23 protein-coding genes and 3 pseudogenes are annotated in these 19,195 nt (G+C 64.2%); 15 read left to right on the forward strand and 11 right to left on the reverse strand.

Annotation, left to right across the window (positions count from 1 at the left end; genetic code table 11):
- Positions 1 to 50: 50 nt before the first annotated feature.
- From FJ443_RS10010 to FJ443_RS10025, 4 genes and pseudogenes are all read left to right on the forward strand, one after another.
- Positions 51 to 1,424 (forward strand): nodulation protein NfeD, encoded by a 1,374-nt coding sequence (locus FJ443_RS10010; RefSeq protein ID WP_140663732.1) that lies wholly within the window; start codon positions 51 to 53, stop codon positions 1,422 to 1,424.
- Positions 1,421 to 2,183 (forward strand): annotated as a pseudogene (locus FJ443_RS10015) (slipin family protein). The gene FJ443_RS10010 and the pseudogene FJ443_RS10015 overlap by 4 nt, the downstream one beginning before the upstream one ends.
- Positions 2,184 to 2,496: 313 nt before the next feature.
- Positions 2,497 to 3,501, forward strand: coding sequence for a sterol desaturase family protein (locus FJ443_RS10020; protein ID WP_246681210.1), 1,005 nt, complete (start codon positions 2,497 to 2,499; stop codon positions 3,499 to 3,501).
- Positions 3,498 to 4,649 (forward strand): GNAT family N-acetyltransferase, encoded by a 1,152-nt coding sequence (locus FJ443_RS10025; RefSeq protein WP_140568015.1) that lies wholly within the window; start codon positions 3,498 to 3,500, stop codon positions 4,647 to 4,649. The genes FJ443_RS10020 and FJ443_RS10025 overlap by 4 nt, the downstream gene beginning before the upstream one ends.
- Positions 4,650 to 4,675: 26 nt before the next feature.
- Here FJ443_RS10025 and FJ443_RS10030 read toward each other — a convergent pair whose 3' ends face one another.
- Both FJ443_RS10030 and FJ443_RS10035 read right to left on the reverse strand, forming a co-directional pair.
- Complete coding sequence (locus tag FJ443_RS10030) at positions 4,676 to 5,683, reverse strand: aldo/keto reductase (protein WP_140663737.1); 1,008 nt, start codon at positions 5,681 to 5,683, stop codon at positions 4,676 to 4,678.
- 147 nt (positions 5,684 to 5,830) lie between these two features.
- Positions 5,831 to 6,121: a hypothetical protein gene (locus FJ443_RS10035; protein WP_224519116.1), complete on the reverse strand. Its 291-nt coding sequence runs from the start codon at positions 6,119 to 6,121 to the stop codon at positions 5,831 to 5,833.
- Positions 6,122 to 6,378: 257 nt separating this feature from the next.
- Between FJ443_RS10035 and FJ443_RS10040 the strand changes: the two genes are divergently transcribed.
- Together FJ443_RS10040 and FJ443_RS10045 are read left to right on the forward strand one after the other, a co-directional pair.
- The gene (locus FJ443_RS10040) at positions 6,379 to 6,624 is read left to right on the forward strand and encodes a hypothetical protein (protein ID WP_140499998.1); all 246 of its coding nucleotides are present in this window, start codon (positions 6,379 to 6,381) and stop codon (positions 6,622 to 6,624) included.
- Positions 6,625 to 6,906: 282 nt separating this feature from the next.
- Positions 6,907 to 7,971, forward strand: coding sequence for a PAS domain S-box protein (locus FJ443_RS10045; RefSeq protein WP_140663739.1), 1,065 nt, complete (start codon positions 6,907 to 6,909; stop codon positions 7,969 to 7,971).
- A gap of 28 nt (positions 7,972 to 7,999) precedes the next feature.
- Here the strand turns inward: FJ443_RS10045 and FJ443_RS10050 are convergent, their stop codons facing one another.
- Both FJ443_RS10050 and FJ443_RS10055 read right to left on the reverse strand, forming a co-directional pair.
- Positions 8,000 to 8,206: a hypothetical protein gene (locus tag FJ443_RS10050; protein ID WP_140663741.1), complete on the reverse strand. Its 207-nt coding sequence runs from the start codon at positions 8,204 to 8,206 to the stop codon at positions 8,000 to 8,002.
- Positions 8,207 to 8,314: 108 nt separating this feature from the next.
- Positions 8,315 to 8,605, reverse strand: a complete 291-nt coding sequence (locus FJ443_RS10055) for a hypothetical protein (protein WP_140521515.1) — start codon at positions 8,603 to 8,605, stop codon at positions 8,315 to 8,317.
- A 227-nt stretch (positions 8,606 to 8,832) separates the two neighbouring features.
- On the opposite strand from FJ443_RS10055, the gene FJ443_RS31125 reads away from it, so the two are divergent.
- Positions 8,833 to 8,985 carry a hypothetical protein gene (locus FJ443_RS31125; protein ID WP_181167215.1) on the forward strand — a complete coding sequence of 51 codons (153 nt, stop codon included), beginning with the start codon at positions 8,833 to 8,835 and terminating at the stop codon, positions 8,983 to 8,985.
- Between the two features lie 27 nt (positions 8,986 to 9,012).
- Here the strand turns inward: FJ443_RS31125 and FJ443_RS10060 are convergent, their stop codons facing one another.
- Together FJ443_RS10060 and FJ443_RS10065 are read right to left on the reverse strand one after the other, a co-directional pair.
- Entirely contained in the window at positions 9,013 to 9,327 is a 315-nt protein-coding gene (locus tag FJ443_RS10060) for a plasmid stabilization protein (RefSeq protein WP_140515975.1), read from the reverse strand.
- Positions 9,328 to 9,481: 154 nt separating this feature from the next.
- On the reverse strand, positions 9,482 to 10,411 hold the full coding sequence (locus tag FJ443_RS10065; RefSeq protein WP_140663743.1) for an alpha/beta hydrolase: 930 nt from the start codon (positions 10,409 to 10,411) through the stop codon (positions 9,482 to 9,484).
- A 192-nt stretch (positions 10,412 to 10,603) separates the two neighbouring features.
- Between FJ443_RS10065 and FJ443_RS10070 the strand changes: the two genes are divergently transcribed.
- Positions 10,604 to 11,581: an SDR family oxidoreductase gene (locus tag FJ443_RS10070; protein ID WP_140663745.1), complete on the forward strand. Its 978-nt coding sequence runs from the start codon at positions 10,604 to 10,606 to the stop codon at positions 11,579 to 11,581.
- Between the two features lie 74 nt (positions 11,582 to 11,655).
- Positions 11,656 to 11,952 carry a hypothetical protein gene (locus tag FJ443_RS10075; protein ID WP_140499986.1) on the forward strand — a complete coding sequence of 99 codons (297 nt, stop codon included), beginning with the start codon at positions 11,656 to 11,658 and terminating at the stop codon, positions 11,950 to 11,952.
- Positions 11,953 to 12,012: 60 nt separating this feature from the next.
- Here FJ443_RS10075 and FJ443_RS10080 read toward each other — a convergent pair whose 3' ends face one another.
- The 3 genes from FJ443_RS10080 to FJ443_RS10090 form a co-directional block, all read right to left on the reverse strand.
- Positions 12,013 to 12,264: a DUF982 domain-containing protein gene (locus FJ443_RS10080; RefSeq protein ID WP_140499984.1), complete on the reverse strand. Its 252-nt coding sequence runs from the start codon at positions 12,262 to 12,264 to the stop codon at positions 12,013 to 12,015.
- A gap of 87 nt (positions 12,265 to 12,351) precedes the next feature.
- Positions 12,352 to 12,795 carry a GFA family protein gene (locus tag FJ443_RS10085; protein ID WP_140582355.1) on the reverse strand — a complete coding sequence of 148 codons (444 nt, stop codon included), beginning with the start codon at positions 12,793 to 12,795 and terminating at the stop codon, positions 12,352 to 12,354.
- A gap of 82 nt (positions 12,796 to 12,877) precedes the next feature.
- Positions 12,878 to 13,057 carry a DUF3606 domain-containing protein gene (locus FJ443_RS10090; protein WP_115144153.1) on the reverse strand — a complete coding sequence of 60 codons (180 nt, stop codon included), beginning with the start codon at positions 13,055 to 13,057 and terminating at the stop codon, positions 12,878 to 12,880.
- 403 nt (positions 13,058 to 13,460) lie between these two features.
- Here FJ443_RS10090 and FJ443_RS10095 point away from each other — a divergent pair, with 403 nt between their 5' ends.
- A complete protein-coding gene (locus tag FJ443_RS10095) occupies positions 13,461 to 13,889 on the forward strand; it encodes a DoxX family protein (protein WP_140515969.1) in 429 nt (142 codons plus the stop codon).
- Here FJ443_RS10095 and FJ443_RS10100 read toward each other — a convergent pair whose 3' ends face one another.
- Positions 13,890 to 14,195: a hypothetical protein gene (locus FJ443_RS10100; protein WP_140499979.1), complete on the reverse strand. Its 306-nt coding sequence runs from the start codon at positions 14,193 to 14,195 to the stop codon at positions 13,890 to 13,892. It lies immediately after the preceding gene.
- A 253-nt stretch (positions 14,196 to 14,448) separates the two neighbouring features.
- On the opposite strand from FJ443_RS10100, the gene FJ443_RS10105 reads away from it, so the two are divergent.
- A complete protein-coding gene (locus FJ443_RS10105; protein WP_140663747.1) occupies positions 14,449 to 15,096 on the forward strand; it encodes a glutathione S-transferase family protein in 648 nt (215 codons plus the stop codon).
- 351 nt (positions 15,097 to 15,447) lie between these two features.
- Positions 15,448 to 16,078: pseudogene (locus FJ443_RS10110) on the forward strand (IS1595 family transposase); the annotation flags it as partial.
- Between the two features lie 113 nt (positions 16,079 to 16,191).
- On the opposite strand, the gene FJ443_RS10115 reads toward FJ443_RS10110, so the two are convergent.
- Positions 16,192 to 17,094 carry a hypothetical protein gene (locus FJ443_RS10115; RefSeq protein ID WP_140663751.1) on the reverse strand — a complete coding sequence of 301 codons (903 nt, stop codon included), beginning with the start codon at positions 17,092 to 17,094 and terminating at the stop codon, positions 16,192 to 16,194.
- 580 nt (positions 17,095 to 17,674) lie between these two features.
- Between FJ443_RS10115 and FJ443_RS31635 the strand changes: the two genes are divergently transcribed.
- The 3 genes and pseudogenes from FJ443_RS31635 to FJ443_RS10135 all read left to right on the forward strand — a co-directional run.
- Positions 17,675 to 18,061 carry a hypothetical protein gene (locus FJ443_RS31635; RefSeq protein ID WP_224647124.1) on the forward strand — a complete coding sequence of 129 codons (387 nt, stop codon included), beginning with the start codon at positions 17,675 to 17,677 and terminating at the stop codon, positions 18,059 to 18,061.
- A complete protein-coding gene (locus FJ443_RS10130; protein ID WP_140499976.1) occupies positions 18,054 to 18,449 on the forward strand; it encodes a hypothetical protein in 396 nt (131 codons plus the stop codon). Before FJ443_RS31635 ends, FJ443_RS10130 begins: the two co-directional genes overlap by 8 nt.
- A pseudogene (locus tag FJ443_RS10135) lies at positions 18,406 to 19,065 on the forward strand (terminase family protein); the annotation flags it as partial. The gene FJ443_RS10130 and the pseudogene FJ443_RS10135, both read left to right, overlap by 44 nt.
- Positions 19,066 to 19,195: the final 130 nt, after the last annotated feature.

Below are 19,195 nucleotides of genomic sequence, written 5' to 3' on the forward strand. Positions count from 1 at the left end.
AACGCCATATCCTGCACATCATATCCCGCGTAATCCAGGGAGTTTTGAGCGTGACCCTCGCGCGGATGGCGGTTTTTGCAGTGGCTTTCATGGCCGCCGCGGCCGCCAGTCACTCTTCCGTGACCGCGGAGGCTACGGAGAAGGTCGCGTTGCGCGTCGTGATCGACGGCGCCATCGGCCCGGCGAGCGCCAGGCAGCTCAACGAAGCGCTGGCCAAAGCCGCCGAGCGGCACGCCGAAGCCGTTGTCCTCGAGATCGACACACCGGGCGGGCTGGTCACCTCGATGCGCGAAATGATCGCCGATATCCTTGCCTCGCCGGTTCCCGTCATCGGCTATGTCGCGCCGGCCGGCGCGCATGCGGCAAGTGCCGGAACCTATATCCTTTATGCCACCCATGTCGCGGCGATGGCGCCCGGCACCAATCTGGGCGCCGCCACGCCGGTCGAGCTTGGCGGGTTGCCGCCACTTCCCGGTGGCGACCAAAAGGACAAGGGCGACCAGAAGAATGCCACCGGGCCTCCGGCCGGCGACCCGATGATGACAAAGGTGACGAACGACGCGGTCGCCTTGATCCGTTCGCTCGCCGAACTGCGCGGCCGCAATGCCGACTGGGGCGAAAAGGCGGTGCGCGAGGCAGCCAGCCTTTCCGCCAATGCGGCACTTCAGGCACATGTAGTCGACCTCGTCGCCCGCGACACGGCCGAGCTGCTCCAGCTTGCCGACGGCCGCACGGTCGAGGTGGCCGGCAAGCAACAGGTGCTGGCGACCAAGGGCGTGGCGGTCGAGACGCTCGATCCCGGCTGGCTGATCCGGCTTCTCGCCGTCATCACCGATCCCAACATCGCCGTCGTCCTGATGCTTGCCGGCGTCTACGGCCTCGTCTTCGAGTTCACCAGCCCAGGCGCAGTGGCGCCCGGCGTGATCGGGACCATCTGCCTGCTGCTCGGGCTCTATGCCCTCAATCTGCTGCCGATCAGCTATACCGGCCTCGCCCTGATGCTGCTTGGCATCGCCTTCCTCGTCATTGAGGCCTTCAACCCGACCGTGGTGCTCGGGCTTGGAGGCGTGGCCGCCTTCCTGCTCGGCGCCGCCATGCTGCTCAAGGTCGAGGGCCCGGGCTTCGAGATGTCGTGGGCGCTCATCGGCACCGCCGCGGCGCTGACGCTTGGCCTGGCGCTGCTGGCCGGCAGCTATCTGTGGAGGGCGCGCAAGAGCCTGCCGCGTGTCGGCGCGCAGGCCATGCACGGGCTGCCGGCCAGGATCCTCGACTGGTCGGGCAGCGAGGGCCATGTGCTCGCGCAGGGCGAGCGCTGGCGGGCGAAAGCCGATGAACCGCTCGCCCCCGGCGACAGCGTCGAGGTGGCCGACGTCAGGGATCTCGTGCTGACGGTCCGGCGCAGGAACAATGGAGCAAGGCAATGATCATCGGTTACGTCGCCTATCTGGTGCTCGCCCTCATCGTGCTGATCTTCCTGTCCGCCGCCATTCGCATCCTGCGGGAATATGAGCGCGGCGTGGTCTTCACGCTCGGCCGCTTCACCGGGGTGAAGGGCCCCGGCCTCATCCTCCTCGTCCCCTTCGTCCAGCAGATGGTGCGGGTCGACCTGCGCGTGGTGGTCCAGGACGTGCCGCCGCAGGACGTGATCTCGCGCGACAATGTCTCGGTGAAGGTGAACGCGGTGCTGTATTTCCGCATCGTCGACGCCGAGCGGGCCGTTATCCAGGTCGAGGACTTCATGGCCGCGACAAACCAGCTCGCGCAGACCACGTTGCGCTCGGTTCTCGGCAAGCACGAGCTCGACGAGATGCTGGCCGAGCGCGACAAGTTGAACAGCGACATCCAGGAGATCCTGGACCAGCGGACCGACGCATGGGGCATCAAGGTGTCCAATGTCGAGATCAAGCATGTCGACCTCAACGAGAACATGGTCCGCGCCATCGCCAAGCAGGCCGAGGCTGAAAGGCTGCGGCGCGCGAAGGTGATCAACGCCGATGGCGAGCAGCAGGCGGCGGCAAAGCTGGTCGAGGCCGGCAAGATGCTGGCGCAGGAGCCGCAGGCCATGCAACTGCGCTATTTCGAGGCTGCACGACATCGCCGGCGAGCGCTCGTCGACGGTGGTGTTTCCGCTGCCGATGGACCTGCTAGCGATCTTCAACAAGCAGCCGGGCGCCGGGAAATAAGTTGGGAGGGGTTTGGCAGCCCGGCCGCGGGCCGGCGAGCTCGGGACCGGCATGATCACCCGGCGATTCCCCGAAGTTGCGATCTCCACGCCAAGCGCTGCCGGTCCTTTGCTGTCAATTTTAGGAGTTTTATTCAGAATTCGGCAATATATAGCGGGCTTTTTAGCGGATTCATTGTTTTTAATTAGCTTAAGCTTTCGATATGGATTCTCGACTAGGGTGACGGCGAAATGATCGAGAGCCCTGACGGCGTGGCGGCTTGCCCTGCCTGTCAGGTAAATCGCTTTCTACAAGTCAAGCTTCGGTTGCATAAATGAGTGGGCCCATGTCGATTGCCGGCATCATCGAAAGGATCCTGGACAAGTTGTCCGGCTCCAGCCTGCTTTCGGCCGGCCTTTTGCTGCTGACCGCGCTGGGCAGCGCCCTGATCGCCTATTGGCGGACGGCGGAGCGCAAGAGCTTCAGGGAATTCTTCGATTTCGTCTTTCCCAACGAGATCGTCACGCACCCCTCGGCGCGGGCGGACCTGCTTTTCTGGATCACCCGCAAGGCGATTATGCCCTTCCTAATGCTGCCCGCGGGCGTGACCTTCGTCGTCGCCGTCGGCTACGCGACGAATCGGACGCTGGCGGCACTCCTCCAGATCGAGCCGCCGCTGCTGCCGGGACCGCCGGGAGCGGTGACGATCGTCATCTTCACGGTGACGATGCTGATCGCCTACGACATATCCTATTACCTCTACCATGTGGCCCAGCACCGCTTCCCGTTCCTCTGGGAGCTGCACAAGGTGCATCACTCGGCGGAGGTGATGGTCGGGATCACCAAGGACAGGGTTCATCCGCTCGACGAGCTCATGAACCGCGCCTGGGACGGCGTCATACCCGGGATCTGCTTCGGCATCTGGACCCTTTTGTCGCTTAACCTCGTCGAAGTGACGATCTTCGGCGTCAACGTCTACGTCATGCGCAATATCCTGATGATGGATTTCGTCAGGCACACCCATTTCAAGATATCGTTCGGGCCGCTCAACAACATCGTGCTGTGCCCGCATTGGCACCAACTGCACCACAGCGTCGATCCAAGGCACTACGACAAGAATTTCGGCTTGCTGTTCTCGTTCTGGGACCGGCTGTTCGGAACATTGTGCGTGCCCAAGCCCGATGAGGATTTCAGGTTCGGATTGATGGAACGCGGCGCGCGCGACTATCAATCCCTGTCGGGGCTTTACGTGCTGCCGCTCAAGAAGATGTGGGGGCACATCGCCCGGCGGTTCCGCCGCCGCGCTTCGTCCGAGCCGACACGGAGCCCGCAGCCATGAACGCTCACGCCGCGATCGCGGGCCCGAAGGCCGGCGCTTTGGAGATCGTCACCTCCGAGGAGCGCCTCGCGTCGGTCGGGCCGGCCTGGGCGGAGCTGTGGCGCCGGGCGGAGGGGCTGATCTTTCAAAGCCACGCCTGGGTCACGGCGTGGTGGCAGACGGCCCCGGACCGGGAGCTGCGTGGTCTCAGGATCGGCCTCGTCTGGAACGGTGACCGGATCGACGCCGTCATCCCGCTGGCGACGGTGCGGCGCAAGGGCGTCAACGTCCTGGAATGGGCTGCCAAGGACCACAGCGACTATGGCGACGTGCTGGTCGCGCCGGACTGCGATCCGGCGGCGGTCGCGGCGCTATGGCAGGAAATTTCGGCCGCGGGCGGCTTCGATCTCGTCTATCTGAACCGCCTGCTGCCGGACGCCGCGATGCGCACGCTGCTTGCTCCCGCTTCGGCGCCCAAGATGGCGCTCCGCCCGAACCGCCGCAGCGAAACCAGCTTCCGGGTCGCGGGGCCATGGCGGACGGGCGCGGACTGGTTCGGGGAACAAACGAAGAAGATGCGCCAGAATTATCGCCGTGGCCGCAAATTCCTCGAGGAGGGCGGCGAAGTGCGATTCCGCCTCATGTCGCCGGACGAGCCGATGCAGCCCGTCCTCGACAGGCTCGCCGAGTTCAAGCGCAAATGGCTCGCCGCGCGCGGACACGAATCCAACCTGTTCGATGAGGGGTCGCCGGCCCTGGCCGCGCTGGTCGCGGTGCTGGCCAGGGAAGGGCTCCTGCATGTCTTCGTGCTGGAATGCGCCGGGATGGTGGTGGCGGTCTCGATCAATTTCGTCCAGCGCAACACGATGATGGCCTTCGTCACGACCTACGATCCGGATGTCGAACGGGCGTCTCCCGGCATGGTGCTGATGATGGACTACATCCAGTGGTCGATCGACAGGGGACTGACGATGGTCGACTTCCTGTGCGGCGGCGAGGATTTCAAGCGGCGCTTCGCGACCCAGTCGGTGACGCTGGATTCGGTGCTGGGAACAAGGACGTTGCGCGGAACACTCGCCGCGCTGGCGGACCGGACCCTGCATGCCGGCAGGGAACTGCACCAGCGGTTGCGGCCTGATCCTCGGCAAAAGCCGGCACCGGTGGAATAGGCCCGATTCACCGGCGACGTGCGAACCTATCGGTCGATCATCACCATGGTGCGGTCGCCGTAGCGCGGGCCGGAGACCTTCCCCGGGGCCAGCGCGTCGTCGAGCGCCGCCATCTCGGCGGCCTCCAGTTTCAGCGACGCCGCGGCGACATTTTCTTCCAGATATTTGGTCCGCTTGGTGCCGGGGATCGGCACGATGTCGACACCGAAGACATTGCCCTTCTCCAGGAGCCAGGCCAGCGCGATCTGCCCTGGCTTGACGCCTTTCACGGCGGCGATGTCGCGGACCTTCGCGGCGGCCTCGACATTGGCGTCGTAGTTCGCGCCCTGGTAGCGCGGGTCGCCGCGGCGGTAATCGCCTTCCGGATAGTCCTCGGCGCGCTTGGCGCCGCCGGTCAGGAAGCCGCGGCCGAGCGGTGAGAACGGCACCAGGCCGATGCCGGTTTGCCGCAGCAGGGGAATGATTTCCGGCTCGAGATTGCGCTCCCACAGCGAGTACTCGCTCTGCAGCGCCGAGACCGGAAACACGGCGTGCGCCCGCTGGATGTTCGCGGCTCCCGCCTCCGACAGGCCGAAGAAGCGGACCTTGCCCTGTTTGACCAGCTCGCCGACCGTGCCGGCGACATCCTCGGCCGGCACGGCTGGATCGACACGGTGCTGGTAGAGAAGGTCGATATGGTCGGTGGCGAGCCGCTTCAACGACCCTTCAACCGCCGCCCTGATGGTTTGCGGCCTGCTGTCGCGTTCGGTGCCGACCTGCCGGCCATTTTCGATGCGAAAGCCGAATTTGGTGGCGATGGTCACCTGGTCGCGCTTGCCCTTCAAGGCGCGGCCGAGCAGCGCCTCATTGGCGTAAGGGCCATACACCTCGGCGGTGTCGAGGAAGGTGCAGCCGAGTTCGATGGCGCGGTGCAGCGTGGCGATGGATTCGGCTTCGTCGGCCGGGCCGTAGGACTGGCTCATGCCCATGCAGCCGAGGCCGATGGCCGAGACCCGCAGCCCCTGGCTGCCGAGCTTGCGTGTGTCGAGCGTCATGGCGTGTTCTCCAGAGGGGGGAATTCAAACACCATACAGCGCGCGCGCTCAATTTCCACAGGTAGGCGGCGTCCAGCGGGCTCGCCCGGCCACCGGAGCCCTGATGCAGGTCGCCCGAAATGACTTAGCGCGTCGCCTCAAATCTGTTCAGACGAGGCGCTTCAGGGCAGGGGCCGGTCCGCCGGGGCGGCCGTTGACATGAGCGTCCGGCAAGCGGTCGATCATGGTCAGGCCCTCGAATTCGATGGCGGCTCCAAGCAGTTGGGCGGCCGCCAGGACCAGGTGCTCGACGTCCTCGAGAGCAACGTTTTCGTCGAGGTTCCTGAGCCTGATCCGTTCGGCCACCGCGGTGATGTTGACGATGCCGTACGTCCTGAAAGCCGTCGTGACCGCGGATTGAACGTCATCGCGCAACCGCGTCGAGTAGTCATACCGCATCGAAACCTCCTGGACTGGTTTTGCCTTTGTAGCATGCGCCTCGCATCGGCGTCTGGCAAGCGAAAATATGAAAATAGTCGATATATATCAGTTAGTTAGCATGGTTACGCAAAGGCGCGCCCGACGCTTTATAGTCATCATGAGCAGGATGGGGAGGTCGCGTATTTGCCGACCTTGACGTGTTAGGATTGCTATCCTAATTATTAGTGGAATGAGACAGATACTCATTCGCGTATTGGGTTTTGCGAGGAAGTGCCGTGACTGAACTGGAACGTCCTGAACGCTTGCAGGTCATGCTGACCGCCGATGAACTGGCGGCATTGGAGAACTGGCGCTTCGACAAGCGCATGCCGAGCCGCTCGGCCGCGGTCAGGGAGCTCTTGCGGCGTGGCCTCGCCTCGGACGGATTCCTGGCGGCGGAGCAGGGCGTCAAGTCCCAGGACTTCGGACTGCTGTCCACCCCGGGCGGCAACGGCAATGTGGGCGACGGCCATTCTGACTGAGGCGCGGTGACATTCAGGTGATGCCGGTCCGCAAGGACGGGTTCCGCGCTTCCGGTGCCCATGGACTTGAATGTCCGCTCTGTCCTGGTGCTCGAAAACCATTTTGTATGGTCGCTGGCGTCTCCGATGCCGGCCGCCCTGATCTGCGGAACGACCTTCCCCTCGATCACTCCAGCCGGCGAGGCGATTTCGATGAAGTTGAAGCAGCAGGCCGCTTCAAGGTGATTGCCTTGTCCGGCGCACGCGTTATCTAGTGGCTATAGGCTGACACCTGGCGGGGCAATGGCTGACATAGCAAGCGGTGAAAAACAGGACGCAACGGCCGATGCGCAGCTGGCGGCGATCGTCGATTCCTCCTTCGACGCCATCATCAGCAAGGACCTGAACAGCATCATCAAAAGCTGGAACCAGGCGGCCGAACGCATGTTCGGCTACAGCGCGGAGGAAGCGTTGGGGCAGTCGATCCTGATGCTCATCCCCGACCACCTCAAGAACGAGGAAACCGAGATCATCGCCAAGGTCCGCCGCGGCGAACGCCTCGCGAGCTACGAGACGACGCGAAAGCGCAAGGACGGCACCTTCATTGCCGTTTCGCTGACGGTGTCGCCGATCAGGAACGCCAGCGGCGAGATCGTCGGCGCCTCGAAGATCGCCCGCGACATCAGCGCCAGCAGGGAGAACGAGCGCCGGATCAAGATGCTGATGCGCGAGGTCAACCATCGCGTCAAGAACCAGTTTGCGGTGATCCTGTCGATGGTCAGGGAAACCAGCAAGCGCTCGCAGGACCCGCGCGAGTTCGAGGAGATGATCCGCGCCCGCATCATGGCGCTGTCACGCTCGCACGATCTGCTGGTCACCTCGAACTGGGCGGGAGCCAGCCTGTTCGACCTGGTCCAGGAACATCTCAAACCGTTCGGCCGCGAGGAGCAGATACTGCTTTCGGGACCGCTGCTGACCTTGCAGTCGAATGCGGTGCAGAATCTCGGCATGGCTTTCCACGAGCTCGGCACCAATTCGTCCAAGTATGGAGCGCTCGCCAGCGATTCCGGCCGGGTCGAGGTGACCTGGAGCATGAGCGACGACGCTCTGGCCGAACGCGAATTCCAACTTGTCTGGGAGGAGCGGTCGCCCCCCTATAGCGGCGGAGACGAGCGCGACGACACCACGCGCAAGGGGTTCGGCACCGTTGTCCTGCAAAGGGTGGCGCCGCAGTCGCTCGGCGGGTCCGCCGTGATCGAGCGCTCGCCCGGCTATTTCAGATGGGTGCTGAACGCGCCGCTGGCGTCGATCATCGTGCCGCAGCACCCTATGGAAGACGCCGGCCAGACGATCGGCTTAGGCATCTGAAAGCTGCCGCCTTGGCGGATTCAGGCGACTACAGGATGTTGGGCGTCACCTCGATGATGATCGCAGCCCCTTCGAGCGAACCGTCGGGCACATGCACGACACGCGAAACGCGCAGGTCCTGGGCGTTACCGTCGACGGACAGCGAAACGCTCTCGCCGATCCGGGGCACGGCCTGGAAAACGGCCTCGATCGATTGAGGCCGGTTGTCGATGGATACGCGGCAGTTGACGGTCATGGGCATCTCCTGTGGCGGCCACCCCACGCGTCAACGCCGGCCCCTCGGAATGGTTTCAGGCAGGGATGCGGCAATCCCCGAACGTCGATGCGGCGCCTGGCCGACCGGTCAATTCGGGAAATTGTTGACCGGCTCCTCGCAGCGGTAGACCGGACAGTGCCCGTCGCGCGCCGGGATATAGGCCGACATCGGCACTTCGGGCCAATCGCATTCATTGCCGAACTGCCTGACATAGCGGTCATAGGTATTGGGGCCGGTGGTCAGCACGACGGCGCGGTGGCTCTGGATCATGGCGCGGATCTGCGCGCAGCTCATGGCGCGGCTGTCGGGCCGGGCTTCGGCCAGGCCGGTGGCGGCAAGCATGGCAGCCACGGTCGGCAACAGGATTCGAACGGACATGGCGGTCTCTCCAAGGCATGATCCGCAACGCCGGGCGATTAAGCTTGGTTGCGGCATGCCGGGGAGATTCGCACTTTGTCCGGCGGTTGCGCAACAGCCGGCGTCTTCTCTTGCGAGGGACGGCGCGGGCGCGCAACCAAATCGCGCCTCGCGCATTGCTGGGCATGCTCGGCAGGAAGCCTTACCAAACCCCGCGATGGCCGCCCGGGAACAGGGAGCGCGAAGCCATGTGCTGTTCGTTCTGCGGCGGCCGCGACCACGGCTACGAGGACTGTCCGCAAAGGCCGCCGTCCGACAATCCGGCCGAGCCCAACTTCGATGATCCGCCGGGCGACGATCTGATCAAGAGCGGCCCGGGCGAGGGCAGGCAAGGCGCATAGGAATTTCGCGGCCCGGTCGCCCGCGCATCAATGGGCGTGCGCTTCGTTGCGCTTGCGGGTCGCGGCTGCCTTCCTGGCCGATGCCGACCGGCTCGCGGCCGAACGCGAGGCGGAAGCCTTGCCGCCCTTTTCGCCGCCCTTGTGCGCGGCGGGATGGCCGGTGTGCTTGCCGCGGCCGGAGCCGCCCTCCTTCTTGCCGCCGCCATCATCCTTGTTGACGGTGGCCCAGGCTCGGCGCTCGGCTTCCTTCTCGGACACGCCGCGATGCTCGTAGCCTTCGGCGATGTGGTCTGCCTTGCGCTCCTGCTTGTCGGTGTATTTCGATTTTTCTCCGCGTGGCATGGATCTGCTCCCGGGTTCATTCGATGCCCCTGCAACTGCGCAGCCAATGATGTGGTTCCAATTCCCCTGGTCGCGGCCGGTTGGGAAGGTTCCCGCTGAACCGCTCCAGACGTTTCGACGCGATTCCCCAGGGAAAGTGGTACGTGGGAAACCGCTAGGCACTTTTTCTGGCGTTGCCCTGACGGGCAGTTTCGGGACCGGCGAAGAAATCGCTCAATTCGGCGGCCGTTTGCGCGGGTGCTTCTTCGGGAAAGAAATGCCCGCCCTGGACCGCATGGCCGCGCAGATCGCCGGCCCAGCCGCGCCACAAGGCCAGCGGTCCGCATTTGCCGGCATACCATTCGGCGAGCGCGCCTTGCCCGCTCCACAGCGCCAGCACCGCGCAGGCGATGCGTCGGCCGGCGGCGCGGTCGGCATGGTCGTGCTCGCGGTCGAGCCTCGCGGCCGCCCGGTACTCCTCGCAGATCGCATGGGCATGGGCGGGATCGCGCAGCGCCTCGACATAGGCCTGGCGCACGCCGGCGGAAAACGTCTCTGGCGCCGAGCCCCAGCCGCCCAGGGCGTCATCGACGATCGCGTCGGCCGCGCCCGCCAGGAGCTTTTCCGGCAGCGGCTCCGGCTGCGCCAGCAACGACCACGGCCAATAGCCGAGCGCCAGCCTGGCGTCGGCCCGGTCCCAGGCGTCGGCGGTGGGCACGATGTCGAGCACGGCAAGCCTTTCGACGCGGTCGGGATGGTCGAGCGCGAGGCGGTAGGCGACACGCCCGCCGCGATCATGGCCGGCGACCATGAAGCTGGAAAAGCCGAGCTCGGCCATCAGCGCCACCATGTCGCGGGCCATGGCGCGCTTGGCGTAAGGGGCGTGATCGGCGCTCGACGCCGGGCATGAGCTGGCGCCATAGCCGCGCAGGTCGGCGCATATGACGGTGAACCGGTCCGCCAGGCGTGGCGCCACGTCGCGCCACATCAGATGCGTCTGCGGAAAGCCGTGCAGCAGAAGGACGGCGGGCCCGTCGCCGGCGCGCCGGGCGAAGATGCGGGCATCCCCGCAGTCGACCTCGAGGGTCTGAAAACCTTCGAACATGATTGCCTCCGGCAGGCGAAACGGCGGCAGGATGCGAGGGTTGCAATGCGTGCCTGCGAAAGCCGCCAACTTTTTCCGCCGACATGCGTTGTCCTTGCCAGCAGGGCTTTGGACCGAAGACATCGCGAACAGTTCCGCGCGTTGCGCGAGGAGGTTCGGGATGTCTCCGGTCCAAACACAGAGGAGATGACCATGCCGACCAGCACCCAGAGCGACAGTTCGAAAGCAACCAGCAAGCAGCGCAGCATCCAGCGCAAGGTCGACGCCAAGGACCGCGCCAAGGCCAAGCCCAAGGGCGACGGCGCCATGCAGGCCGGCGCGCGAAAATATCCCGCGCCGCCTTTTCCCGCCCAGCATCATCCCAAGCCCGGCGAGGAATGGGCCATCGAGCCGGCGCCGCTCTATGACGCGCCGTTCTGGCGCGGTTCGGGAAAGCTGGAGGGCAAGGCGGCGTTGATCACCGGCGGCGATTCCGGGATCGGCCGGGCGGTGGCGGTGCTGTTCGCGCGTGAGGGCGCCGACATCGCCATCGTCTACCTCAGCGAGGACCGCGACGCGGAGGCGACCAAGCAAGCGGTCGAGGCGGAGGGCCGCCGCTGCCTCGCCTTGCGCGGCGATGTCGGCAATCGCGCCTTCTGCGCCAAGGCCGTGGCAAGGATCGTGAAGGAACTGGGGCGGCTCGACGTGCTGGTCAACAACGCCGCCTTCCAGATCCATTCCACCGATTTCGCGGACCTGACCGAGGAGCATTTCGATACCACGCTGAAGACCAACCTCTACGGCTACTTCCATATGGCGCAGGAGGCGGTGGCGCATATGAAGCCGGGTTCGGCCATCATCAATACCGGTTCGGTCACCGGCATCGAGGGATCGAAGGACCTGGTCGACTACTCCATGACCAAGGGCGGCATCCATGCCTTCACCCGGGCGCTGTCGGGCAACCTCGTCGGCAAGGGCATCCGCGTCAACGCTGTGGCGCCGGGGCCGGTGTGGACGCCGCTCAATCCGTCGGAGAAGGAGGCGCAGGACGTATCGCAGTTCGGCGCCAAGACGCCGATGAAGCGGCCCGCCCAGCCGGAGGAAATCGCGCCCGCCTATGTGTTCCTGGCCTCGCCGCAATGCTCCAGCTACATCACCGGCGAAATCCTGCCGATCGTCGGCGGTTATTGAGGCAAGCCATCGAAGGCAAGCCATCGACCATTGGGCGGCCGGTGAGGGCGGCCCAACCCGGAAAGGAGGCCGAGATGAGACTTCTCGCCATCATGTCCGTCAGCCTGATGCTCGCCGCGCCCGCCGCGGCGCTGGCACAGGCCGAGCAGCAGAACCCCGACAAGCAGGCGCCCAGCGAAAAATGCCGGGCCAAGCCCGACGGCAACCAGCAGCCGACCGACAACACGCTGACCGAGACGCTGAACGATTGCGGCGGCGTGCTGAAGCCGCCGCCCACAGGCGACCAGGGCATGGCCGCGCCGGCGCCCAACGAAGGCAAGACGCCGGTGATCAAACCGGGTGAAGTGCCGCCGCAGCCGCCGAAACAGTAGCCGGCGGCTTGCCGCGATGCAGCTATCGGGTTCCGAACCGCCCCTTGAGGCGGCAGGCTTTCAGGATTTGCCGTTGCCGGGCAGAAATTCCGCCTCGCGCCCGGCATCGATCATGGCCCGCATCGCCTTCTCGGCCGGGGTCCAGCCATCGAGGGCATCGCGGCAGCTGCGCCATGCGGCGCGGTAGCGCCGGCCGTGCTTGCCGGGCCAGTCGCGCAGGCATTCCAGGCCTTCCCAGGCGCTGCGCACCACGCGCTCGCGGGCCGGTCCGACCTTCAGCCTGACCGGACGGGGAAAGAACTTGTCGTTCACGGCGATCTCCATTGAAACTGAGGCGCCCGATAACGCCGGCCGCCGTTCCGGGGTTCCGTCGCAGCCGCTAAACTTTTCGACTAATTTTCAGCCGCCGGGAGCTGCGTCCGACAGCGGCCTCGGCGGCGGCGGGCCGGGAGCCTGCGCGGCGGGCCGGTCGTGCTCGAACTGCCGCGTATCGGGCAAGGCATGCAGCCAGGATTCGCGCCGGCCGATCCACAATTCGTACTCCGGCATGAGATCGGTCGGCGCCACGTCCAGGCTGCCGATCATCACCTCGGCTTCGTCGTCGCTGAGCGAGGCGACACGGCTGCCGCAGGTCGGGCAGAAGCCGCGGCCGGCATAGGTGCCGAGAATGCCCGATGTCTCGAACGCCTGGCGCGGCCAGATGGCAAAGGCGGCAAAGGCGGAGCCGCTGGTCTTGCGGCAATCCTTGCAATGGCAGAGACCCACCCGCAGGGGCGGACCGCTGACGGTGAACTGCACGCCGCCGCAAAGGCAGCTGCCGGTTCTGCGCGCGGTGTCGGGCATGGTCGTGGCCTCCAACCATTCGGTGCCGCAATGCGCCCGGGGTCCTGCCCCGGGCAACGCTTCCAACGCCGGTCGCGCCGAGCTATCCGCGCGCGGCCATGTGGTTGTCGAGCTTCTTCCTCGAGGGCCCGTAGCGCTTGATGATGGTCTGGGCCTCGCTCTGCGGGATGCCGTATTTGCGGGCGAAAGCGGCAACCTCATAGGTTTCCTCGCTCGAAACCAGCTTGCGATCCTGCTTGATCTTCGATTTGTCGTCCGCCATGCCGAGCCTCACTTTCCACCCCCGGCGCGCCGCCGTCGCGGCGCGACCCTGCGGTCATACATAACAGCATTTGACGCCGCTGGTTCCATAGCGGCTTTTGCGCGCTTTGGCGATCACCCGGACCGGATATCGGCTCCGCCGCCTCAGGCCGGCTCCAGGCGCATGGCGGCGAGATACATCAGGGCCGATGCGGCCCGCTTTATCAAGGATCAAGGAGCCGGCAAAGCGGACTCCGGTTTTTGCGGCAGCGGCCCGATCATGTGGCGCCGATCACGACATCCGGAAAAAACTTCGGCGGACATGTCGGATGCGCGGTGCGTGGCGCGTCCTAGGAGCAATTCCAGGAAGGTTCGGTTTCCATCCGGAATTGGGTAAGACAAGCAAACGAAACGGGAGAACAACCATGCCGTCGCCAACCGTCCAATCGCCGTGGCAGACCGCCGCCTTGCTCATCGCCCGCCTGATCTTCGCGGCCGTCTTCCTGATGGCGGTGACGTTCAAGTTCATGGGCATGGGCGCCACCGCCGGCTATATCGCGGCCGCCGGCTTTCCGTTTCCGCTGTTCCTGGCCTGGTGCGCGGCGATACTGGAGGTGCTGCTGGTGATCGCTTTCCTCACCGGCGCCTTCTTCACGCCGGCCGCACTGGTCGCGGCGGTTTACGTGCTGTTCCTCGGCTTCGCCTTCCACGGACCGAGCCACTGGGCCGGCAACCAGGCGGAATTCGGCTTCTTCGTCGACCATTTTTCCTTCCTGGCCGGGCTGCTGTTCGCCGCCGTGCACGGGCCGGGCCGCGTGCTTTCGCTCAATCCGGGATGGCCGGGCAGGGCGTAGCTACATCTGGTCGTTGTAGGGTTCCTTCATCTGGCCGACCATGCGCGCCAGTTTCGAAAAGGACGGCATGTCAGCTTCGGGCTGGCACTGGTTGGCGAGCTCCAGCAGCCGGATCGGGAAATTGACGGCGTCGCGGCTCGACGCCGACATGCCCTCGGACCGCTCCTCGCTGGTTTCGCCGGCTTCGGCCTTGCGCAGGGCGATGTCGATCTCCTCTGATGTCAGCACGCCCTTCCTGACCAGGACGTGGTTGATCGATGCGACGGCCATCAGCAGGCCCTCGAGTTGCAGGTTGGCGACGTTCATGGCGGTTGCTCCCATCGGTGAGGCGCGTCACGCTGAACAGGGCCCGTGCGACGCACTTGCAGGTATCGGCCTACGCATGTCGCCCAAAACCGAGGTCACTTTGAGGCGGCGTGCATAGGCGTTCAGAACGCGCGGACATCCATTCGCGATCCGCGCCCGGCAAGGAAAATAGTTCAAGACCGATGTCGGGCTGCCGCGCAGGCTTGTTCGTCATCGCCAGGAAGCCCAGGAAACAGGCAAGGAAGCGGATGCGATGACAATCACCATTACGGCATTTGAACGGTCGCCCGACGGCGGCAAGGGACTGGCGCGCGACACGCGCGTTCGCTGGGCGCTCGAGGAAGTGGGCCAGCCCTACGAGGTTCGTCTTGTTTCCCATGCCGAGATGAAGGCGCCCGACCATCTGGCCATTCAGCCCTTCGGCCAGATCCCCACCTACGAGGACGGTTCGCTCTGCCTGTTCGAGACCGGCTCGATCGTCTTCCACCTTGCCGAGCGGTATCCGGGGCTGCTGCCGGAGGATCGCGATGCCCGCGCCCGCGCCATCACCTGGATGTTTGCCGCGCTCAACACCGTCGAGCTGCCGATCCTCGAACTGACGACGGCAAAAATATTCGAGGCCGACAAGCCCTGGAGCGAGGAGCGCCTGCCATTGGTGAAGGACCGCGTTCGCGCCCGGCTGGACAGGCTCTCGGCCCATCTGGGCGGCGCCGACTGGCTCGACGGCGCGTTCAGCGCGGGCGATCTGTTGATGGTATCTGTGCTGCTGCGGCTCAGAATGTCGGGCATTCTGGACGAATATCAAAACCTGGCTGCCTATGTGGCCCGCGGCGAAGCCCGGCCCGCCTATGCCAGGGCGTTCGCCGCGCAATTCGCGGTCAATGCTCCAGCACCCAACTGATAAGGCCGGCAGGCCCGGGGGAGGATCACGCTGGGACGGGCAAGATAGGATTTTTTTCTTAAAGACTGTTGACGGGGTGAAGGCAACTATGCTATGTTTTTATCTATGGTGCTGAGTTGCGCCGATGACCCGCCCCCGAGGCGGGTTTTTGATTCTGGCGCCGCCGAAACAAGAGCGCCGGTCGTGCTGGGTATTGGCGCGATATTCGAGCGGATCTTCATTCAACGCGCTTAGCGACCTTCACAGCGAGATTGTGACGAAGCCCCGGTTCATTAGTTGGGCTGATCCTGTTTGCCCATGCCGTGAAGGCGTGCATTCGCTGCGGGGGATGCCTGGTGGCTTGCAATGCATCTGCTTGGCGCTTCGAAGAAAGGCATGAGCGCGCACCAGCTGCACCGCATGCTTGGCGTCACCTACAAGACCGCATCGTTCATGGCTCATCGCATCCGTGAAGCCATGAAGGAAGACGTGTAGTCTTCAGGCCCGCTTGGCGGCGAAGGCAAGATCATTGAGGCCGACGAGACCTATTTTGGACCCAAGGACACGATCAAGAAGCGCACCATTCGCGGCAAGCCGTCTAACTCGTCCAAGCACTCTATCGTGGCGCTGGTCGAGCGCGGCGGCTCGGTTCGTTCCTTCCATGTCGAGCGCGCTACGAAGGGGTCCGTGCGCGACGTGCTGGTCCGCAATGCCGACCGCAAATCAACGCTCATGACCGACGAGTCCAACTCCTACATGTTCACCGGCGAAGAGTTCGCGGACCATGCCACCGTGAAACACGCTGGCGGCGAATATGTTCGCTACGAAGCCGACCGCATCGTCCACCAACACAATCGAAAACGAGTTCTCGGCCTTCAAGCGCGGCATGGTTGGCGTCTATCAGTATTGCGGCAAAGCGCACTTGCACCGCTACCTTGCCGAGTTCGATTTCAGGCATAATCGCCGCGCTAAGCTTGGTTTCTCTGACCAGATGCGCGTTGACTAATTGATGAGGGTATCGAAGGCAAGCGCCTCACCTACCGGTAGCCTAATCAGGACTAGAACACGAAGGCAGTTAGCAAAACGCCTAGTGGCTTTGCGAGCGCGCCTTAAACGTCAGGCAGCCCCTTTTTCTTGACCGAGGATATGGGGGCGGGCGGCCGCTTCTTCTGTCGCTTCATTTCCTTGTGCGGTTGGGGATGCGAGTTCGCCAGCTTCCCCATCAGCCTCACTGTCTCCCGCAATTCCGATTGCTGCGTTTTTTGGTCCGATGGCATTGAGATGTTCCTGTAACTTAGCGACAGTTTCAAGCGCCAGCGCGGATTGCTGGTTGGTGTACTCGGCATATAATTCATCCAGCTTGGCAATGTCAGCTCTGGATATAGGATACCACTGGTCCTTTAACACCAAGTGCATGTCGGTGGGTTTCCCAACACCAGGAGCGAGTTCGGCGCGGCGCTTGGCGGTGTACGTCTGTGCCATCGCGGTCGCCAAATTGGTGAAAGTCCTCGCGTATCCGGCCTGCATTAGGTGTGACTTGGCATGCCACGCGCCCGCACCTATTGCATGAAATTGCACGTCATCCATGCAGCTTACAGAACCGCGCGAATCGACCTCGTACATGTGTACGGCGTCCCCGTCCGATCCAACTATGATAGCCTCTACACTATGCCCGGAAAATCGTTGGAGTTGTTCTTTAATTTCGTTGGCGAAGGAGTCCGTCATATCCTTCATTTGAGCAAGAAACGTATCGGTATTCATACCGAGCGGAGCCAAAATAACGTCTTCGGCGTGCCTTCTCTTAACTTTTTGGATCTCTTGTCCATAAATTAGCGCGATCTTTTGGGGATGAGGTTCAGCTTTGCCTTTCAATTGGCTTACCGTTCCTTGTATTGCTTCAGAATGAATTGCGTAGTCGCCAGCAATCATAAGCAAACTTTTTGACGCAAGAACTGCCACTTTCTGCTGCGACGATTCGTATTGGATGTCGCCAACAGTTATCATTTCGTCAGATGCCATGATTGCCGCGCTTCCCCATTGCGGAGGACTCCCCGGCAGTGCGTAGTTGTAGCTAAATAGGGCAGCAACACAGACAGTCACGGGAACGCGCCTCCGCTCATACAGCGTTCTCGAACTATCACGATGAAGACGATTCCCAAAGAGGATCAGATTTTCCAGCCTGTCACGCGACATAGGACAAATTCCTGACCGTGACTTTGTCACGTATATAATTAGGAATTTTTTCCTAAAAGCTGTTGACGGGGTGAAGGCAACTATGCTATGTTTTTATCTATGGTGCTGAGTTGCGCCGATGACCCGCCGCCGAGGCGGGTTTTGTGTTTCTGGTTTTGCTTTCCTCTTCGAACGATGGCGCTCTACGGCGCCCCCCTCTGGCCTGCCGGCCATCTCCCCCACGGGTGGGGAGATCGGCTGTTGTCCCGGCTTTCGCCAATCGCCAACGTTGGAGAAAAAGCGAGGCGCCGAAGCTGAAATCTCCCCCCTCGTGGGGGAGATGTCCGGCAGGACAGAGGGGGGCGCGAAGGGACGCGACATCACATGCACTCTCCTTGCGGCCACGCTGCTTACCAGAGAACCCGCCATGCCACGCTATGCCACCATCATCACCGGGGATGACGGCCTTGAGGTCGTCAGCGCCATTGGCGAATTCGAGGGTGCGGCGCCGCAGACGCGGCTCGGCCGGATCGAGCAGGTCGCAATCGGCGTGCTGATCGGCATGGTTCGAGACGCGGCCGGCGGCTTCGCTTTCCCGCAGCCAGCGATTCATAGCGGCGCCGTCGGCCTCGTGATGGCGGGCCTGAAGGGCCTGCCGGGCGCCGCAAAGCTTGCCGGGCGGCCGAAGGGCGGCACGAATGCCAGGAAGAAATCCGCCCGCTCGAAGAAGAAGCGGGTCCGGTCGGTCAAGTCCGCGCCGTCGAAGGCCAAGGCCCGCGCCGGCGACGCCGAGACGGTGACGGGCCATGGCTGACGAAACCGCCGCAGTGCCGGCGCGCGGCAAGGGGCGCAAGCCGGCCGCCAGCCGGAGCGCAAGCCCGGAAACCGCGCCGGAGACCCGCCGCAAACGCCCGAAGAAAACGCTGGGCGACGACTTTCTCGCCGCCGTGCGCGCCGATTTCCGCGCCCATGGCGCCGGCGTCATCGCCGAAGTGCGGGCCGACAAGCCTGACCAGTATCTGAAGATCGTGCTTTCGGTGCTGCCCAAGGATTTCGATGTCGCCGTCAACCATCTGGATGCCCTGAGCGATGAAGAGATCCGCAGCCGCATCCGCGCGCTCGAAGCCGCGGTCAAACCGTTCCTCGAAGACATCGCCGGTGGCGGCGAGGACGGAATATCTGGCGCTGCTGGCGGAGCTTGACCGCAGGCGTCGTACCAACCAGCTTGCCGCCTACCGGCCCTATGCCAGGCAGGCGGCGTTTCACGCGGCAGGCGCCGCCAACCGCGAGCGGCTGTTCATGGCCGGCAACCAGCTCGGCAAGACCCGCGCCGGCGGCGCCGAATGGGCCATGCACCTGACCGGCCGCTATCCCGCGTGGTGGCAAGGCAAGGTTTTCGATGCGCCCGTGCGGCTGTGGGCCGCCGGCGTGACCGGCGAGGGCACGCGCGACAATCCGCAGCGCGTGCTGGTCGGCCCGCCGCAGCAGCAGGCGCAATGGGGCACCGGCATGATCCCGGCCGATGCCATCGTCGACACCATGATGGGCCGCGGCGCGCCGGGCGCGCTCGACAGCATCGTGGTGCGCCATGGCGGCGGCGGCGACGTGCAGGCCGGCGAGAGCGTGCTGTCGTTCAAGAGTTTCGAGAAGGGCCGCGAGAAATGGCAGGGCGAAACGCTGCACGGCGTCTGGTTCGACGAGGAACCGCCGCTCGACATTTATTCCGAGGGCCTCACCCGCACCAACGCCACCGGCGGCATCACCGTCGTCACCTTCACGCCGCTGCTCGGCATGTCCGATGTGGTGCTGCTGTTTTTGTCGGCGGCGAAGGTGGAGGGGATGGGGAAGGGGTGATGGAGAAGAAACTGATTGGGGACGAGCGGCATCGCACTTGGCGCTTGCTCCCCTTCGTCGGCGCTGCCCCTCATCCGGCTGCCGCCACCTTCTC

The sequence above is a fragment of the Mesorhizobium sp. B2-6-1 genome (assembly GCF_006440475.1).
Classification (GTDB): Bacteria; Pseudomonadota; Alphaproteobacteria; order Rhizobiales; family Rhizobiaceae; genus Mesorhizobium.

Excerpts from the sequence above, each read along its gene's own strand:
- FJ443_RS10020 (WP_246681210.1), top strand. The coding sequence starts at position 2,497 with ATGAGTGGGCCCATGTCGATTGCCGGCATCATCGAAAGGATCCTGGAC.
- FJ443_RS10065 (WP_140663743.1), bottom strand. The coding sequence starts at position 10,411 with ATGTTCGAAGGTTTTCAGACCCTCGAGGTCGACTGCGGGGATGCCCGC.
- FJ443_RS10025 (WP_140568015.1), top strand. The coding sequence starts at position 3,498 with ATGAACGCTCACGCCGCGATCGCGGGCCCGAAGGCCGGCGCTTTGGAG.
- FJ443_RS31635 (WP_224647124.1), top strand. The coding sequence starts at position 17,675 with ATGCCACGCTATGCCACCATCATCACCGGGGATGACGGCCTTGAGGTC.
- FJ443_RS10045 (WP_140663739.1), top strand. The coding sequence starts at position 6,907 with ATGGCTGACATAGCAAGCGGTGAAAAACAGGACGCAACGGCCGATGCG.
- FJ443_RS10070 (WP_140663745.1), top strand. The coding sequence starts at position 10,604 with ATGCCGACCAGCACCCAGAGCGACAGTTCGAAAGCAACCAGCAAGCAG.
- FJ443_RS10095 (WP_140515969.1), top strand. The coding sequence starts at position 13,461 with ATGCCGTCGCCAACCGTCCAATCGCCGTGGCAGACCGCCGCCTTGCTC.
- FJ443_RS10035 (WP_224519116.1), bottom strand. The coding sequence starts at position 6,121 with ATGCGGTATGACTACTCGACGCGGTTGCGCGATGACGTTCAATCCGCG.
- FJ443_RS10115 (WP_140663751.1), bottom strand. The coding sequence starts at position 17,094 with ATGGCATCTGACGAAATGATAACTGTTGGCGACATCCAATACGAATCG.
- FJ443_RS10100 (WP_140499979.1), bottom strand. The coding sequence starts at position 14,195 with ATGAACGTCGCCAACCTGCAACTCGAGGGCCTGCTGATGGCCGTCGCA.
- FJ443_RS31125 (WP_181167215.1), top strand. The coding sequence starts at position 8,833 with ATGTGCTGTTCGTTCTGCGGCGGCCGCGACCACGGCTACGAGGACTGT.
- FJ443_RS10075 (WP_140499986.1), top strand. The coding sequence starts at position 11,656 with ATGAGACTTCTCGCCATCATGTCCGTCAGCCTGATGCTCGCCGCGCCC.
- FJ443_RS10130 (WP_140499976.1), top strand. The coding sequence starts at position 18,054 with ATGGCTGACGAAACCGCCGCAGTGCCGGCGCGCGGCAAGGGGCGCAAG.
- FJ443_RS10030 (WP_140663737.1), bottom strand. The coding sequence starts at position 5,683 with ATGACGCTCGACACACGCAAGCTCGGCAGCCAGGGGCTGCGGGTCTCG.
- FJ443_RS10055 (WP_140521515.1), bottom strand. The coding sequence starts at position 8,605 with ATGTCCGTTCGAATCCTGTTGCCGACCGTGGCTGCCATGCTTGCCGCC.
- FJ443_RS10090 (WP_115144153.1), bottom strand. The coding sequence starts at position 13,057 with ATGGCGGACGACAAATCGAAGATCAAGCAGGATCGCAAGCTGGTTTCG.
- FJ443_RS10085 (WP_140582355.1), bottom strand. The coding sequence starts at position 12,795 with ATGCCCGACACCGCGCGCAGAACCGGCAGCTGCCTTTGCGGCGGCGTG.
- FJ443_RS10060 (WP_140515975.1), bottom strand. The coding sequence starts at position 9,327 with ATGCCACGCGGAGAAAAATCGAAATACACCGACAAGCAGGAGCGCAAG.
- FJ443_RS10105 (WP_140663747.1), top strand. The coding sequence starts at position 14,449 with ATGACAATCACCATTACGGCATTTGAACGGTCGCCCGACGGCGGCAAG.
- FJ443_RS10050 (WP_140663741.1), bottom strand. The coding sequence starts at position 8,206 with ATGACCGTCAACTGCCGCGTATCCATCGACAACCGGCCTCAATCGATC.